Origin of the sequence: Floridaenema fluviatile BLCC-F154, from assembly GCF_041929135.1 — a bacterium.
GTDB classification, from domain to species: domain Bacteria; phylum Cyanobacteriota; class Cyanobacteriia; order Cyanobacteriales; family Aerosakkonemataceae; genus Floridanema; species Floridanema fluviatile.
Map to the genome: position 1 here is coordinate 69,907 of NZ_JBHFNS010000059.1, position 13,090 is coordinate 82,996.

The following is a 13,090-nucleotide window of genomic DNA, read 5'->3' on the forward strand; positions in this document are numbered from 1 at the left end:
CTTTTGTTTTCAGCATGATTCGAGAATGGGTTGATTATCTTCTCGAAGGGTGTCAAGATGAAGTGCGATCGCTTCGGAAATATTTTTTAATGACAACTAAGACACAATCATTAGAATCAAAAACCCCAGATTCGCCAACCTTGTACAAACGCCTATTTGCTTGGTTGATGGCTCATGGTAATGCCCAGTACGAAGCCGAAATAGCCGATCAAAAGCAAGATTTATTTGCTGACTTACAGGGCAAAATTTTAGAAATTGGCCCAGGTACCGGTCCGAATTTATCTTATTATCCGCCCAACATTAATTGGATTGGGGTGGAACCAAACCCTTTTATGGATTACTATTTGAGGCAAAAAGCAGAACAGCTGGGCTTAGACATTGACATCCGACGGGGAACCGCTGAAAATTTGGATGTCGAGGATCGCAGCATAGATGCGGTTGTAAGTACGCTGGTTTTATGTTCAGTGGATAGTCTCGCTGCAACTTTACAGGAAGTTTTACGAGTTCTCAAACCGGGTGGACGCTTCTTTTTTCTGGAGCACGTAGCTGCACCAAAGGATACTGGTTTGCGAAAGGTACAAAATTGGGTGAAACCTTTATGGAAAACTATTGGTGATGGTTGTCATCCCGATCGCGAAACTTGGGTAGCATTAGAAAATGCAGGATTTGAGCGAGTAGATTACCAACATTTTCGAGCAAATGTTCCGGCAATTGTTAGCCCGCATATTATTGGCGTAGCAACTAAGAAACAGTAACAGAAATTGTTTTTGCTTTCAGGGATGGTTGGGGGATAGATTGATTATCTTCTCGGAGAGTGTCGATATAAAGTGCGATCGCTTCTTTAATATTATCTTCTGTTTCTTCCAAAGTTTTACCTGTAGAAATACAACCAGACAAATCCGTTTAATTCGGCTAATCGCTTCACTTGGTTCTAGGGGTTTTGCTAAGATAGCAGGATTAGTAATATAGGAGTAAAACTCTGCTAAAACTTGTGACGATACACACAAAATTTCTGTGTCACTGGGTCTAAAGATTTCTAATGCAGCCCTGTGTTGAGGTGCTTTAGTATTGGCAACATAAGCAAGAACATTAGTATCAAGATAAATTAGTTTAGGTTCTGTTGCCATAAAGCATACTACGATTAAAAGGTTGTAGGATTTCGCTTTCAAAAAACAACGGAGTTAGATCAATTTCTGCTAGTTGCTCTTCTGTTAGATTCTGATGCTTATTGATAGCTCTAAATGTCTCTATCATTGCGTGAATCTGCTCGATTTGTTGGGCAGTAAGCCCGGTAATATCAAGAATTGTAGCCATTTCTGGTAACGATTTTAAGTTTGCCAATATTCTAGCTTAATTATGTTAATCTGGCTTGATAGATGTTCTCTCTTAAGGTATTCATTATTAATTAGGGAAAAATTCCTAGACGATCGCAAAATGGATGAACTCCTTGCACTTGCTAAAGATGCTTACGAGAAAGCAAAAGTTATGTATGAAACGGCAACGGAAATAGCCGAAAAATGGGAAAATCGCTATCAAGAGAAACAAGCCGCAAAACAGCAAACAGGGGCGAGTGGTGAAAATTAAAAGAGATTGACTTCCCTTACTCAAGTTAATTAAGTATTGGTAATTAAGCTGCAACAGAAATTGCCTTTGCTTTCAGCGATGGTTCGGGAATAGGTTGACCATCTTCTCGAAGAGTGTCAATATAAAGTTCGATCGCTTCTTTAATATTATCTTCTGTTTCTTCTAGAGTTTTACCTGTAGAAATACAACCAGACAAATCCGTTTAATTCGGCTAATCGCTTCGCTTGGTTCTAGGGGTTTTGCTAATATAGCAGGATTAGTAATATAGGAGTAAAACTCTGCTAAAACTTGTGACGATACACACAAAATTTCTGTGTCATTGGGTCTAAAGATTTCTAATGCAGCCCTGTGTTGAGGTGCTTTAGTATTGGCAACATAAGCGAGAACATTAGTATCAAGATAAATTAGTTTAGGTTCTGTTGCCATAAAGCATACTACGATTAAAAGGTTGTAGGATTTCGCTTTCAAAAAACTGTTAGAAAGTGGCTTGATTGGAAATGCCAAGAGCAGAAGTAGTTGAGTAGACAAAAAAAGTATCTCAAAATTCGAGTTAATAGGTGAATAAATCTATTAAGACTTACCGTAAGCTGCTAGTGCATATTCCTTAAATCTTTCTAAATCTGCTTGAATTGTTGACTCGACAACTCTACCTAAAAATAAATTATCCATTAATTTACCTAACCAGCCAGGAATACCGTAAGCTACTGTTAATTTAACGATGCTGCTACCGTGTCGATCGTAAAATCTCACCGCCCCTCTATTCGGTAAACCATCAACAGATTCCCATTGAATAATTTGATTAGGAACTATTTTTAAAATCCGAGAAAGCCAAGTAAAATTAATATTCCCTGTCGCTAATTTCCATTGAGATAACTCAGGATTTTCTTCTAAAACATGAACCGATTCAATCCATTTCATCCAACGAGGCATTTGTTCCAAATCTGACCACAAACTCCAGGTGAATTCGATCGGCACTGCTACTTCTACTTGTACGCTATGTTCTAACCAGTCTGTCATTTTAATAATTGGTAATTGGTAGTTGGTAATTGGTGTTTGGTAATTTTAATTGCCAATTCTCACTAACAATTAAAATTACCATTATTAACGCAAGTTGCTCGTTACAAACATTCTCGGTTCGATCCCCCCTAACCCCCCTTACTAAGGGGGGAACCGGATTCAAAGTCCCCCTTGTTAAGGGGAGAACGGAATTCAAAGTCCCCCTTGTTAAGGGGAGAACGGAATTCAAAGTCCCCCTTGTTAAGGGGAGAACGGAATTTAAAGTCCCCCTTATTAAGGGGAGAACGGAATTTAAAGTCCCCCTTGTTAAGGGGAGAACGGAATTCAAAGTCCCCCTTATTAAGGGGGATTTAGGGGGATCAAAACCCTTAAGCTCATAACTAACAACTTGCATTATTATCTATTTTTTCTGGTCTAAAATTACTTTTGCCGCTTGTCTTCCCGAAATAGTTGCACCTTCCATACTATCAATGTAATCTTGTTGGGTGTAACTACCTGCCAAGAAAAAGTTAGGAATCGGTGTTTTTTGATTTGGACGATAAAGATCCATTCCTGGTGCTTCTCGATAGAGAGATTGGGCGAGTTTCACTACACTATACCAGGTCATGTTCAATTTGCGGGAAGATGGAAAAAGATCGTGTACTTGTTTGAGTACGTGATTTGCGATCGCTTCATTACTCTCTTTAATAAAAGGATCGCCCGGAGTCAATACCAACTGCATTAAAGAACCTTGTCCTTCCCGATAATAATCCTCTGGACTAGTTAATGCTAAATCAGCAAAACAGGAAAAATCTGCATCTGCGGTATAAAGTAAATTATCAATCCCAGAAGCGCGATCGAATTTTTTACTCGCTGGGTTATTCTCTAATTCTGTCACCCATCCATCAAAGCGCAATTGTACTGTCGCCACAGGTACAGTATCTAATTTATAAATATTGTCGAACTCTTGCCATTTGCGCCATTCTTCTGGTAAAAGTCTTTGAATTCCCGGAACATCACAAGCACAAAGATAAGCATCAGCAGTAATAGTTTCTTCCGTTTCTCCGTTCGCAACTACTAACCCTGTAACTTTGGTTTTTCCCCCTTCTTCCGCAAACAAAATTTGTCTAGTACGGCGACGAGTATAAATTTTTCCGCCTCGTTCTTCTATATATTTAACAATGGGTTTGTGTAAGTATTCATGAGGTGAACCTGACAACATTCTTAGTACGGAAGCTTCGGTTTTTGCAGCGAAAAACTGGAAGATTGTCAGCATACAACGGGCGGAAATATTTTCAGTATCGATGAATCCTAACGCATAAGCGATCGGATTCCACATTCTTTTTAAACTACCATCCGATCCACCGTGACTTCTAAACCAATCCGCAAAGCTAATTCTATCAAGATCGCGGATGGTTTTCATCGCTCCCTCGAAGTCGATTAAACCACGAACTAGAGGACTTGTACCTAGCGCGATCGCATTTTGCAACTTATCCTTTGCTGAAAGTTGCGAAGTCGTAAAAAATGCCTTTAAACCATTAAAAGGCGCACCAGTAATAAAGCGAAAATCTAACGCACCAGTCACGCCACCACGATTAATAAAAGTATGCGTATGTTCCTTCAGCAGTAAATTTTCCCCTGCTCCCACTTTCCGCATTAACTCGAATAAATTATAGTAGCAACCGAAGAAGACGTGCAAACCCATCTCAATATGGTTGCCTTCAGCGTCTACCCAGCTACCAACCTTACCCCCAACAAAGGGACGAGATTCAAAAATTTCTACTTCGCATCCAGCATCGACTAGATCGATCGCTGTCGCCATTCCCGCTAATCCCGCACCAACAATTGCAACTCGCATTCAAATCTATTCCTGCTCAGTTTCTTTACATATTTTAATATCAGTTGACACTCTTACTGCCAAAGAAAACTCAGCGATGCGATCGGTGAGTCAGACTTTCTGGTGAGAGAAGGGAAAAAATAACTTTTAATGCCCGTTTCCGGTTCTTTATTCCCTTCTCGGTAACTATTGACTCAAATTGCTATTCCCCTACTTACCGAATCTATGACTCAATTCATTTCCTAAACTTTCCGGGAATACTTCCGGCGAGAACATCTCTCGCAAAGCCTGAAAATAAGGTATAAATAACTTTTGTTCTTCTCTACCCAAAAGACTTTCTATTTCCTTGCCTAATAAGTTAACCATTTGGCGCACTAATTCCCAGCGAACTTTTAATGTGGGATAAACCATCACACACAAAGGAAACAACTCTTGTTGAATTGCGGAAATATTATTTTCCAGAACGCAAACCCACAAGTATACTTGAAACATCTCTACATCGCGGATGCTAGCAGTTTTGACTACTGGATTTTTCAAACTACCGGAATAAGTAGAGTAATTAGGATATAACTCAATAACTCGATCGCAAATATTATGAGCAATTTCTGTACTTACGGGTAATAGTTGTTGTACAACCTTGAGAGTTTCTGAGTCATAATTTTGATTTGCAGCCGCATCATAAGCTCGTTGCAATGGCATATACAAATGGTCATCAATGACTTTTAAATAGCCCAACAATTCAGTTCTTTCTCTGATTGAAAGGTTTTCTACTAAAATTAACCCAGTGTAATGAAACTGCATACTCACAAACCCAATTACTCTGGGATCGTTAGCAGTATATTTTTTCCGAATCGCCCCTAAATATGGGCTGATAATTCTCGATAACTGCTGCGGTGACAGCATTTGAGCATATACTTCTAAAGTTTTTTCATAGACAGTAAACACATCTTCAGAAATTTGCCAAGGATCGATTAATTTCGGATTAATTCGATGCCTTTGAATCTCTTTACCAATCAAATATTCAGTTTTATTCCAAGCTTGCAAGCTACTGTTGCGAAGCGAGTAGCGTAATCTCTCCGCTATTAATAAACGCTGATTTTCAGTAGCTAATTCCCTCGATCCATCTAGGTTATCTATATCATCTTCCAAGTTGTGGACATACTTTTTCGCCCACTGTTTAGCCAGGGATTGAATTTCTCTGTCTTTGTGTGGATTGACATTCTGATGCTCTAATTGGGAAAACATAAGCTCTAAAATTTACTGACTGGTTTAACTTGTGTCACTAAGGGGTAGTTAGCATTGCTATTTTACTACCGAAAATTAATTTTTACTATCTCCAACCACGTAATAAATCTTAACATATTTTTTTTAAATGACCAAGAAATTTTTTAGTAGGCTAAAATACCTTTTTTTAGGCGATCGCTACAGAAGCACTACTGCCAGATTAACATGAGATTATCTTGCTCAGAATTAAGAAAAACTGATAGCAAAGTTGAGAAAAACTAAAATAGGAAAAGGAAAAGAATAAAATTCCTCTTCCCTTTCATCAACATCAACAAATCTAGCTATAGCGAAATGTATCTAAAATACCCGATGTAAAATTAATCCCAATCTAATTGCAGTACCCGTTGCAGAGTACCCAAACTACAATCTTTACTGGACAAAGCCTTAGCTTCAAACAAAGCCATCATATCTGACAACTGAGGATTACCTTTAGAAGCACCTTTTAAGCCTCTAGCAATTAGTAAACCACAATAACCCTTAGTTTTCTTAGTGCGAGAATCCCACTTTCTCCGCGCTTCTTTATGTATGGGATCGTCTTGCATAAACTCGCCAAATAAGTACATTTCTCCATTTTTAGTTTGGAGGATACCCAAATCATAATTCTCCTCTTCAAATGGGTCTTCACCTGGGTTGAAAAATATCCCTTCTAGACCTTCTGAAGCTTCAATTTGTTCTATTAGTGTTATTGCTTTTGGTCGGGAAGTTTGGATTAAAATTATCGGAAAACCATCTCCAGATTTTTGGATATTTGCTGATAGTTGGAAATTCGGTAAATGAGTTTGCAAATCATCTATCATTTCCCAAGAAGCCATGCCAATGCTAACGAAAGAATCTGTTGGGATTAAATCATCTCGTAAGTCTGGTGATAGGTCATCTTCGTCATCTTCATCATCTTCATCATCTTCATCATCAAGATCGAGATCGGTAAAACTATCTACTCTAGCCATTTCCCACAATTCTTCTGTGAGTTCTGGCATAGTCGCTACTTTGATAGATACTATCTGATTATTTTCTGATTCTTGAGGTAGAGTAATGCGGTAGTTACTAGTAATTTTGGGAATGTTGTTTGCGGAGAGTCGGCGACGATGTTGGCGCAAAAAGCGATTTAACGCGGTGAGGGCGACAAAAACTGTTAAGGCTTCTTCTTCAAATAGAGAAGCTCTTAAACCTTCTAAAGGATGAATATTACCGAAATTGGGTTCAATTTCCGACAATGGCAAATCTGCTAAATCAAGATCTTCGTCTTCGTATTCCTCAAAGAAATCTTCAATTTTTTCAAAGGTGATAAATAAACAATCTTGTTTCAGAAAAGATTCTTCTAGTTGTTCGATCGAACTCTCTTGCTGTTGGATCACGGAAGCACGAAACTGCTTCAAAGAATCTAAAGAACGGTATAGTAAAATCCCGTATTCTTTGCCTAACATTCCCAGGATCGAGACATATAAATTTTGAATATCCCATTTATTAATTTCGATCGAAATTATCTCATGTTCTTCTAAAACTTCCCAAGGAGTATTGCGCCAAACTTCCTCGGCTAATATCATTAAGTGTCCCGCATATTGGGGCGGCAAATTTGGAGGTTGGGAGTTTTGATCTTCTTCAAATTCCCGAAATAGTTCGTCAATTAAGGGTAGAGAAGGAACATATTCAATAGCAATACCTAAATCTTGTAATATGCCTCGTAAATAGAATTGAATTTCCCGATCGCGAACCACAATTTTTTGCGGTCTTCCCGGTTTTACTGGCCCTTGGGGATACTCCATCGCCCGTAACAAAGTCCGCACAATTGCTTCTGGACCCGCTTCCGCCCCCACCAGATCCATCGCCCGGACAACTCCCTGGCTACCATCTACCCAAACAATACATTCTTTTTGTCCGTCGTAGTTAGACTCAACATTAGCAGATAAAAGTCGGCGATCGCCCTCCCATACGCTGGGAATTTGATTTAACTGATTTAACCGACGATAGGTAGAGCGATTAAAAGTTGTCATAGAGCAAGGCTAGAGAAGAAACTATTTGTCCGAGAATTTATACTTAGGGAGTGAACGCGAGAACGAGAGGTGCAGTTGATGTTTTAGATGAATCTAGCTGCCCAGTAAATAGAAAAGAACTCCCTTTCTCTACACACTACACCCAAAACCCCCGATCGTGTTTGGACTTTACTTTTATTTCGATCGGGTAGTGGGTAGCATAATTATTTTACCTCTCCTACCATGATTACTAAGCCTCAATGGATATAACTAGTAACTTAGGTTATTATCAGCAGAGAAATCTTTAATGTTTAGAAAATTTATTCTAAATTTCCAGATTCACGCACCAATTATTCCAAGCCGGATAAAATGTACTAATAGGCAAATATAGTCAATCCGATCCGGCATTTTTAAGGAGTAGCACAAACCCATGTCTACAGCAACTCAGTCTCAACAAAAAGGTCTACAAGTAACCAATAGTGCCCTCGCCCAATTGAAACTTCTCCGGGACAAACAAGGTCAAGACCTCTGTCTGCGGGTAGGTGTGCGTCAAGGCGGATGTTCGGGAATGTCCTACACGATGGACTTTATTGAGCCTAGCACTATTCGGGAAGATGATGAAGTTTTTGATTACGACGGCTTTCAGCTAGTCTGCGATCGCAAAAGTTTACTTTACATCTACGGTCTAATGCTTGACTACAGCGATTCTATGATCGGTGGCGGTTTCCAATTTACTAACCCCAACGCCAGTCAAACCTGTGGTTGTGGAAAATCTTTTGCTGTTTAATAATAACAACGGAGTATTTTAGATTTTAGCTCAACATTTGAGTCTACAATCTAAAATTCTCCCGAAAACCCCAGATTTATTCTGGAAATCAATCCCAAATCGAAAATCTCAAATCTAAAATCGCATGACTCAATCTGTTGACTCGCTGTTTGAATCGGCTATTGAACGTTACAAAGCTGGAGAAGCACCAAAAGAATTAATTCCAGTGTTTAAAGACCTCTGCGATCGCACTCCCAAAAGTAGCGCCAGTTGGACTTGTTTAACTTGGTTATACTTGCTTGAAGATCAACCAAATTCCGCTTTAAAAGCCGGAAAAAAAGCCGTAAAATTAAATCCCCAAGACCCGCAAGCTAGAGTTAATTTAGCCGCAGCCATGTTAGAAACGGGGGAAACTGGAGTGCGTCAACATATCGAAATTGTGCAACAAATAGTAGCTTTAGATGGCGAAATCCGTCAAGAAATTGTTACTAACATCGAAGATGGTTTAACTAGAAAACCAGATTGGCAAAGCTTAATTCGCATTCAAAATTGGTTATTTGGTAATTAAAATGAAAGAGAAATTGCTGAATTGGCTGAATGTGGCTTTAATGTGCAATTTGTTCCTAGTCTTGATTAGTTTTTTCTGGTTAGCGATCGCAGTAGTCGGCGAAACCACAGGCGTTAATCTAGGTTGGAACCTCTGGCAAAAACTCTGGGAACCTGTCTTTACCCCAGCCATTGGCATTTTAATGGCTGGAGCGATCGTCAGCGGCATTACTAGCTGGATCTCCAAGAAATTAAACTCCAAAGCTAGTTCTAGTTAAAGTTTTGAGTTTTGAGTTAAAGAACTTCCTCCCTACCTCCCCAGTCCCCAATCCCCAGTCCCCAGTCCCCAGTCCCCAGTCCCCAGTCCCCAATCCCCAGTCCCCAATCCCCAGTCCCTTAACTCAAAAAAGACTTCAAAGCTGGCTTCAAATCGGCGTATTTATAAGCAAAACCCGATTCTAAAGTACGTTTTGGCAAAACTTGTTGACCTTCCAAAACTACCATTGCCGCATCACCCAAGAGCAATTCTAAAGCAAAAGCGGGAACAGGCAACCAAGAAGGTCGATGTAAAACATCTCCTAAAGCGTGACAAAAGTCAGCCATTCTTACAGGATTAGGAGCAGTAGCATTATAAACCCCTTCCATTTCTGGTTGTCTTAAAGCCGCGACAATTAAGTTAACCAAATCATCAACTTCTACCCAAGAGAACCACTGTTTTCCTGTACCAATTGTACCCCCAGCAAACATTTTAAAAACAGGCAACATTTTGGCGATCGCACCACCCATACCCAAAACTACCCCAAAGCGCAAAATAACCAATCTCACTCCCAAATCTTTGACCTTTCGCGCCTCAGCTTCCCAAGCAGTACAAACTTCAGATAAAAAATCATTACCCGGAGGACTACTTTCCACAAAAGTAGCAGTTTCGCTAGTGCCATAATAGCCAATAGCCGAAGCATTTACTAACACAGAAGGTTTTTGTTCTGCATTAGCAATAGCCTCAACTAACTTTTGAGTACCGATTTTTCGGCTATTGAGAATTTCCTGTTTTCTTTCAGCCGTCCAACGACCTTCACCGATCGAAGCCCCAGCCAAATTTACCACAGCATCGCAACCAGAAATTACCTGTTGCCAATCACCAGATTGAGCAGGATTGTAAGCAACAATTTCTACATCTGGGAAAGCACTTTTGGGAAAAACGCGACTAGCATGATTAGCATTGCGAGTGAGGATAATTATCTTTTCCCCCTCAGCTTGCAACCTTTTAACTAAATAACTACCGACAAATCCTGTAGCACCAGTAATTGCAATTTTCATTCCCACCTCCATTGAAATTGTTTCTCTTTAAGTTTGCTACAGATTATTGAAAAGAAGACAAGGGGACAAGGGAAAATTCTGGAACCTAAAACCTTTTCTTTAACTCAAAACCCAAAACTCACTTACTCAGAGTCTTTTTTCTCTGGTTCTCCGTAAGCCATGCCATTAGCTTCAGCATAGCGATTCATAAACCGCATAAATCTTTCCCAATGGTCTTCGCGATCGATTTCAAACTTACATTCTACCCGTGCCAAATCATCACCTTCCGGCCCACCAAAAATGAACTTTACCCCACTAGGTTCAACCGTAATTTCCCCTTCCGAATCAGTCAAACGCAGTGCATTAGAAAACCTACTTTTAAAGCTATTAAAATTTTCCACCGCCTTCAACTGCTTGAAAACCATTAGAACAGATTTAACACCAGTAGAGGGATTGCGGCGTAAACTCACATCAGCCAACTCTTCAGAAATACCTTCAAAAAACTGGATTGTCGGAATTTGTACAGTCATGTAAAAAAGATAAATAAACTTAACAATAAGTATACATGGCGATCGGGGACTGGGGATTGGGGACTGGGGACTGGGAGAGAGAGGTAATTCTTCATTCAAAACTCTGTACGGGTGGGTTTATCCATATATTTATTGTTTTGGTATTGTTAAATCAATAAAAAACCCGCCCCTACAACTCAAAACGCCACGCTAACAAAACTTCCCAGTCCCCAGTCCCCAGTCCCCAGTCCCCAGTCCCCGATTCCTTGTCCCCAAATCCTCTACAGTGAAGAATGTAAATAAAATCTAATAGTCGAGAGAGTAGGCCAGTATGCACTTGAGTGAAATCACTCATCCAAATCAGTTGCACGGTCTGTCAATACACCAGCTGAAGCAAATTGCCCGACAAATTCGGGAAAAGCATCTGCAAACCGTGGCAACCAGCGGAGGACACCTGGGGCCCGGTTTGGGTGTAGTGGAACTGACACTGGGACTTTATCAAACCCTAGACTTAGATCGAGATAAAGTCATTTGGGATGTGGGACACCAAGCTTACCCGCACAAGATGGTCACAGGAAGATACAACAACTTCCACACCTTGCGCCAAAAAGACGGTGTTGCCGGATACCTGAAACGGTGCGAAAGCAAATTTGACCATTTTGGCGCAGGTCACGCTTCCACGAGTATCTCAGCTGCCTTGGGAATGGCCTTGGCAAGAGATATGAAAGGTGACAACTTTAAAGTGGTAGCAGTGATTGGTGATGGTTCGTTAACCGGAGGAATGGCATTAGAAGCAATTAACCATGCTGGACATTTGCCAAAAACCAACCTGTTAATCGTACTCAATGATAACGAGATGTCCATTTCTCCCAATGTGGGGGCAATTTCTCGTTATTTGAACAAAATGCGCCTCAGCGCCCCGGTACAGTTCCTTACAGATAACTTAGAAGAACAATTTAAGCATTTACCTTTTGTTGGTGAATCTCTCTCTCCAGAGATTGACAGAATCAAAGAAGGGATGAAGCGTTTAGCTGTGCCGAAAGTGGGTGCAGTTTGTGAGGAATTAGGCTTAACCTACATGGGGCCTGTGGATGGTCACGACCTGGAAGAGTTGATTTCCACATTTAAGCAAGCACACAAACATACTGGGCCTGTGCTGGTTCATGTGGCAACTGTAAAGGGTAAGGGCTACGAGATGGCCGAAAAAGACCAAGTTGGCTATCATGCTCAAAATCCCTTTAACTTAGCAACTGGTAAACCTATTCCTTCTAGCAAACCGAAACCCCCTGCTTACTCGAAAGTGTTTGCCCATACTTTAGTCAAGTTAGCCGAAAATAACCCGAAAATTGTCGGGATTACGGCAGCAATGGCTACGGGAACTGGGTTAGACAAATTACAAGCTAAGTTGCCCAATCAATATATTGATGTGGGGATTGCGGAACAACACGCTGTTACTATGGCAGCTGGTTTAGCTTGTGAGGGAATGCGTCCGGTTGCAGCGATTTATTCTACTTTCTTGCAACGGGGCTACGATCAAGTAGTTCATGATGTCTGCATTCAAAAGTTGCCTGTGTTCTTCTGTTTGGATAGGGCGGGAATTGTGGGTGCAGATGGCCCGACTCACCAAGGAATGTATGATATCGCTTATCTGCGTTGTTTGCCGAATATGGTGCTGATGGCTCCGAAAGATGAGGCAGAATTACAGCAGATGATTGTGACGGGGATTGAGTATACGGATGGTCCGATCGCCATGCGTTATCCTCGTGGTAATGGCTACGGCGTGCCTTTGATGGAAGAAGGTTGGGAACCTTTGCCCATTGGTAAGGCTGAAGTGTTGCGTCAAGGCGATGATGTGTTGCTGTTGGGCTACGGTTCAATGGTTTACCCAGCAATGCAAGCAGCCGAAATCCTCAGCGAACATGGCATTGAAGCAACTGTGGTAAATGCCCGCTTTGTTAAACCTTTGGATACGGAGTTAATTTTGCCCTTGGCTAAACAAATTGGTCGAGTGGTGACTTTGGAAGAAGGTTGTGTTATGGGCGGTTTTGGTTCAGCTGTGGCAGAAGCTTTGCTAGATCATAATGTTTTGGTGCCTGTGATTCGGGTTGGCGTGCCTGATATTTTGGTGGATCATGCTACACCAAATGAATCTATGGCTGATTTGGGTTTAACTCCACCCCAAATTGCTGAAAGAGTGCGTTTGGCTTTTTTCAGTCAGCAAGCATCGGCTGCTGTTAGTTAGCTAGTTAAACTTTTTTGTTTGATAATCCCCGGCGATCGATCGCCGGGGATTCTTGTATAT

Annotated in this window: 16 protein-coding genes; 6 read left to right on the forward strand and 10 right to left on the reverse strand. The window is 40.8% G+C overall.

The features are described from left to right. Positions 1 to 89: 89 nt before the first annotated feature. Positions 90 to 755, forward strand: a complete 666-nt coding sequence (locus tag ACE1B6_RS15675; RefSeq protein ID WP_459563041.1) for a class I SAM-dependent methyltransferase — start codon at positions 90 to 92, stop codon at positions 753 to 755. On the opposite strand, the gene ACE1B6_RS15680 is transcribed toward ACE1B6_RS15675, so the two are convergent. Both ACE1B6_RS15680 and ACE1B6_RS15685 read right to left on the reverse strand, forming a co-directional pair. Beyond that, positions 742 to 897 (reverse strand): type II toxin-antitoxin system HicB family antitoxin, encoded by a 156-nt coding sequence (locus ACE1B6_RS15680; protein ID WP_413258183.1) that lies wholly within the window; start codon positions 895 to 897, stop codon positions 742 to 744. The genes ACE1B6_RS15675 and ACE1B6_RS15680 overlap by 14 nt on opposite strands. Before the next feature lie 213 nt (positions 898 to 1,110). Next, positions 1,111 to 1,341 carry a hypothetical protein gene (locus ACE1B6_RS15685; protein ID WP_413258184.1) on the reverse strand — a complete coding sequence of 77 codons (231 nt, stop codon included), beginning with the start codon at positions 1,339 to 1,341 and terminating at the stop codon, positions 1,111 to 1,113. A gap of 15 nt (positions 1,342 to 1,356) precedes the next feature. On the opposite strand from ACE1B6_RS15685, the gene ACE1B6_RS15690 reads away from it, so the two are divergent. Beyond that, positions 1,357 to 1,584 carry a hypothetical protein gene (locus tag ACE1B6_RS15690; RefSeq protein WP_413258185.1) on the forward strand — a complete coding sequence of 76 codons (228 nt, stop codon included), beginning with the start codon at positions 1,357 to 1,359 and terminating at the stop codon, positions 1,582 to 1,584. 43 nt (positions 1,585 to 1,627) lie between these two features. Here ACE1B6_RS15690 and ACE1B6_RS15695 read toward each other — a convergent pair whose 3' ends face one another. From ACE1B6_RS15695 to ACE1B6_RS15720, 6 genes are all read right to left on the reverse strand, one after another. After that, a complete protein-coding gene (locus ACE1B6_RS15695) occupies positions 1,628 to 1,780 on the reverse strand; it encodes a type II toxin-antitoxin system HicB family antitoxin (RefSeq protein WP_413258186.1) in 153 nt (50 codons plus the stop codon). After that, the gene (locus ACE1B6_RS15700; RefSeq protein WP_413258187.1) at positions 1,747 to 2,010 is read right to left on the reverse strand and encodes a type II toxin-antitoxin system VapC family toxin; all 264 of its coding nucleotides are present in this window, start codon (positions 2,008 to 2,010) and stop codon (positions 1,747 to 1,749) included. Before ACE1B6_RS15700 ends, ACE1B6_RS15695 begins: the two co-directional genes overlap by 34 nt. 144 nt (positions 2,011 to 2,154) lie before the next feature. Continuing rightward, positions 2,155 to 2,601, reverse strand: a complete 447-nt coding sequence (locus ACE1B6_RS15705) for an SRPBCC family protein (protein ID WP_413258188.1) — start codon at positions 2,599 to 2,601, stop codon at positions 2,155 to 2,157. A 400-nt stretch (positions 2,602 to 3,001) separates the two neighbouring features. Then, on the reverse strand, positions 3,002 to 4,438 hold the full coding sequence (zds, locus tag ACE1B6_RS15710; RefSeq protein ID WP_413258189.1) for a 9,9'-di-cis-zeta-carotene desaturase: 1,437 nt from the start codon (positions 4,436 to 4,438) through the stop codon (positions 3,002 to 3,004). A 189-nt stretch (positions 4,439 to 4,627) separates the two neighbouring features. Beyond that, complete coding sequence (locus ACE1B6_RS15715) at positions 4,628 to 5,662, reverse strand: hypothetical protein (protein ID WP_413258190.1); 1,035 nt, start codon at positions 5,660 to 5,662, stop codon at positions 4,628 to 4,630. A 356-nt stretch (positions 5,663 to 6,018) separates the two neighbouring features. Next, positions 6,019 to 7,692 (reverse strand): DUF6930 domain-containing protein, encoded by a 1,674-nt coding sequence (locus ACE1B6_RS15720; RefSeq protein WP_413258191.1) that lies wholly within the window; start codon positions 7,690 to 7,692, stop codon positions 6,019 to 6,021. Positions 7,693 to 8,101: 409 nt separating this feature from the next. Here ACE1B6_RS15720 and ACE1B6_RS15725 point away from each other — a divergent pair, with 409 nt between their 5' ends. From ACE1B6_RS15725 to ACE1B6_RS15735, 3 genes are all read left to right on the forward strand, one after another. Continuing rightward, the gene (locus tag ACE1B6_RS15725) at positions 8,102 to 8,458 is read left to right on the forward strand and encodes an iron-sulfur cluster assembly accessory protein (RefSeq protein ID WP_413258192.1); all 357 of its coding nucleotides are present in this window, start codon (positions 8,102 to 8,104) and stop codon (positions 8,456 to 8,458) included. Positions 8,459 to 8,582: 124 nt separating this feature from the next. Beyond that, on the forward strand, positions 8,583 to 9,005 hold the full coding sequence (locus tag ACE1B6_RS15730) for a tetratricopeptide repeat protein (RefSeq protein WP_413258193.1): 423 nt from the start codon (positions 8,583 to 8,585) through the stop codon (positions 9,003 to 9,005). A gap of 1 nt (position 9,006) precedes the next feature. After that, positions 9,007 to 9,261 (forward strand): hypothetical protein, encoded by a 255-nt coding sequence (locus ACE1B6_RS15735; protein WP_413258194.1) that lies wholly within the window; start codon positions 9,007 to 9,009, stop codon positions 9,259 to 9,261. Positions 9,262 to 9,379: 118 nt separating this feature from the next. Here ACE1B6_RS15735 and thyD read toward each other — a convergent pair whose 3' ends face one another. Together thyD and psb28 are read right to left on the reverse strand one after the other, a co-directional pair. Next, positions 9,380 to 10,300: a thylakoid membrane protein ThyD gene (thyD, locus tag ACE1B6_RS15740; protein ID WP_413258195.1), complete on the reverse strand. Its 921-nt coding sequence runs from the start codon at positions 10,298 to 10,300 to the stop codon at positions 9,380 to 9,382. Positions 10,301 to 10,422: 122 nt separating this feature from the next. Beyond that, a complete protein-coding gene (gene psb28, locus ACE1B6_RS15745) occupies positions 10,423 to 10,809 on the reverse strand; it encodes a photosystem II reaction center protein Psb28 (RefSeq protein ID WP_413258196.1) in 387 nt (128 codons plus the stop codon). A gap of 310 nt (positions 10,810 to 11,119) precedes the next feature. On the opposite strand from psb28, the gene dxs reads away from it, so the two are divergent. Further along, on the forward strand, positions 11,120 to 13,030 hold the full coding sequence (gene dxs, locus ACE1B6_RS15750) for a 1-deoxy-D-xylulose-5-phosphate synthase (protein ID WP_413258197.1): 1,911 nt from the start codon (positions 11,120 to 11,122) through the stop codon (positions 13,028 to 13,030). The last annotated feature ends 60 nt before the right edge of the window (positions 13,031 to 13,090 follow it).

Coding starts and splice junctions, on each gene's coding strand:
- ACE1B6_RS15705 (WP_413258188.1), bottom strand. CDS start 2,601: ATGACAGACTGGTTAGAACATAGCGTACAAGTAGAAGTAGCAGTGCCG.
- zds (WP_413258189.1), bottom strand. CDS start 4,438: ATGCGAGTTGCAATTGTTGGTGCGGGATTAGCGGGAATGGCGACAGCG.
- psb28 (WP_413258196.1), bottom strand. CDS start 10,809: ATGACTGTACAAATTCCGACAATCCAGTTTTTTGAAGGTATTTCTGAA.
- ACE1B6_RS15675 (WP_459563041.1), top strand. CDS start 90: ATGACAACTAAGACACAATCATTAGAATCAAAAACCCCAGATTCGCCA.
- ACE1B6_RS15735 (WP_413258194.1), top strand. CDS start 9,007: ATGAAAGAGAAATTGCTGAATTGGCTGAATGTGGCTTTAATGTGCAAT.
- thyD (WP_413258195.1), bottom strand. CDS start 10,300: ATGAAAATTGCAATTACTGGTGCTACAGGATTTGTCGGTAGTTATTTA.
- dxs (WP_413258197.1), top strand. CDS start 11,120: ATGCACTTGAGTGAAATCACTCATCCAAATCAGTTGCACGGTCTGTCA.
- ACE1B6_RS15725 (WP_413258192.1), top strand. CDS start 8,102: ATGTCTACAGCAACTCAGTCTCAACAAAAAGGTCTACAAGTAACCAAT.
- ACE1B6_RS15720 (WP_413258191.1), bottom strand. CDS start 7,692: ATGACAACTTTTAATCGCTCTACCTATCGTCGGTTAAATCAGTTAAAT.
- ACE1B6_RS15730 (WP_413258193.1), top strand. CDS start 8,583: ATGACTCAATCTGTTGACTCGCTGTTTGAATCGGCTATTGAACGTTAC.
- ACE1B6_RS15700 (WP_413258187.1), bottom strand. CDS start 2,010: ATGGCAACAGAACCTAAACTAATTTATCTTGATACTAATGTTCTCGCT.
- ACE1B6_RS15715 (WP_413258190.1), bottom strand. CDS start 5,662: ATGTTTTCCCAATTAGAGCATCAGAATGTCAATCCACACAAAGACAGA.
- ACE1B6_RS15690 (WP_413258185.1), top strand. CDS start 1,357: ATGTTAATCTGGCTTGATAGATGTTCTCTCTTAAGGTATTCATTATTA.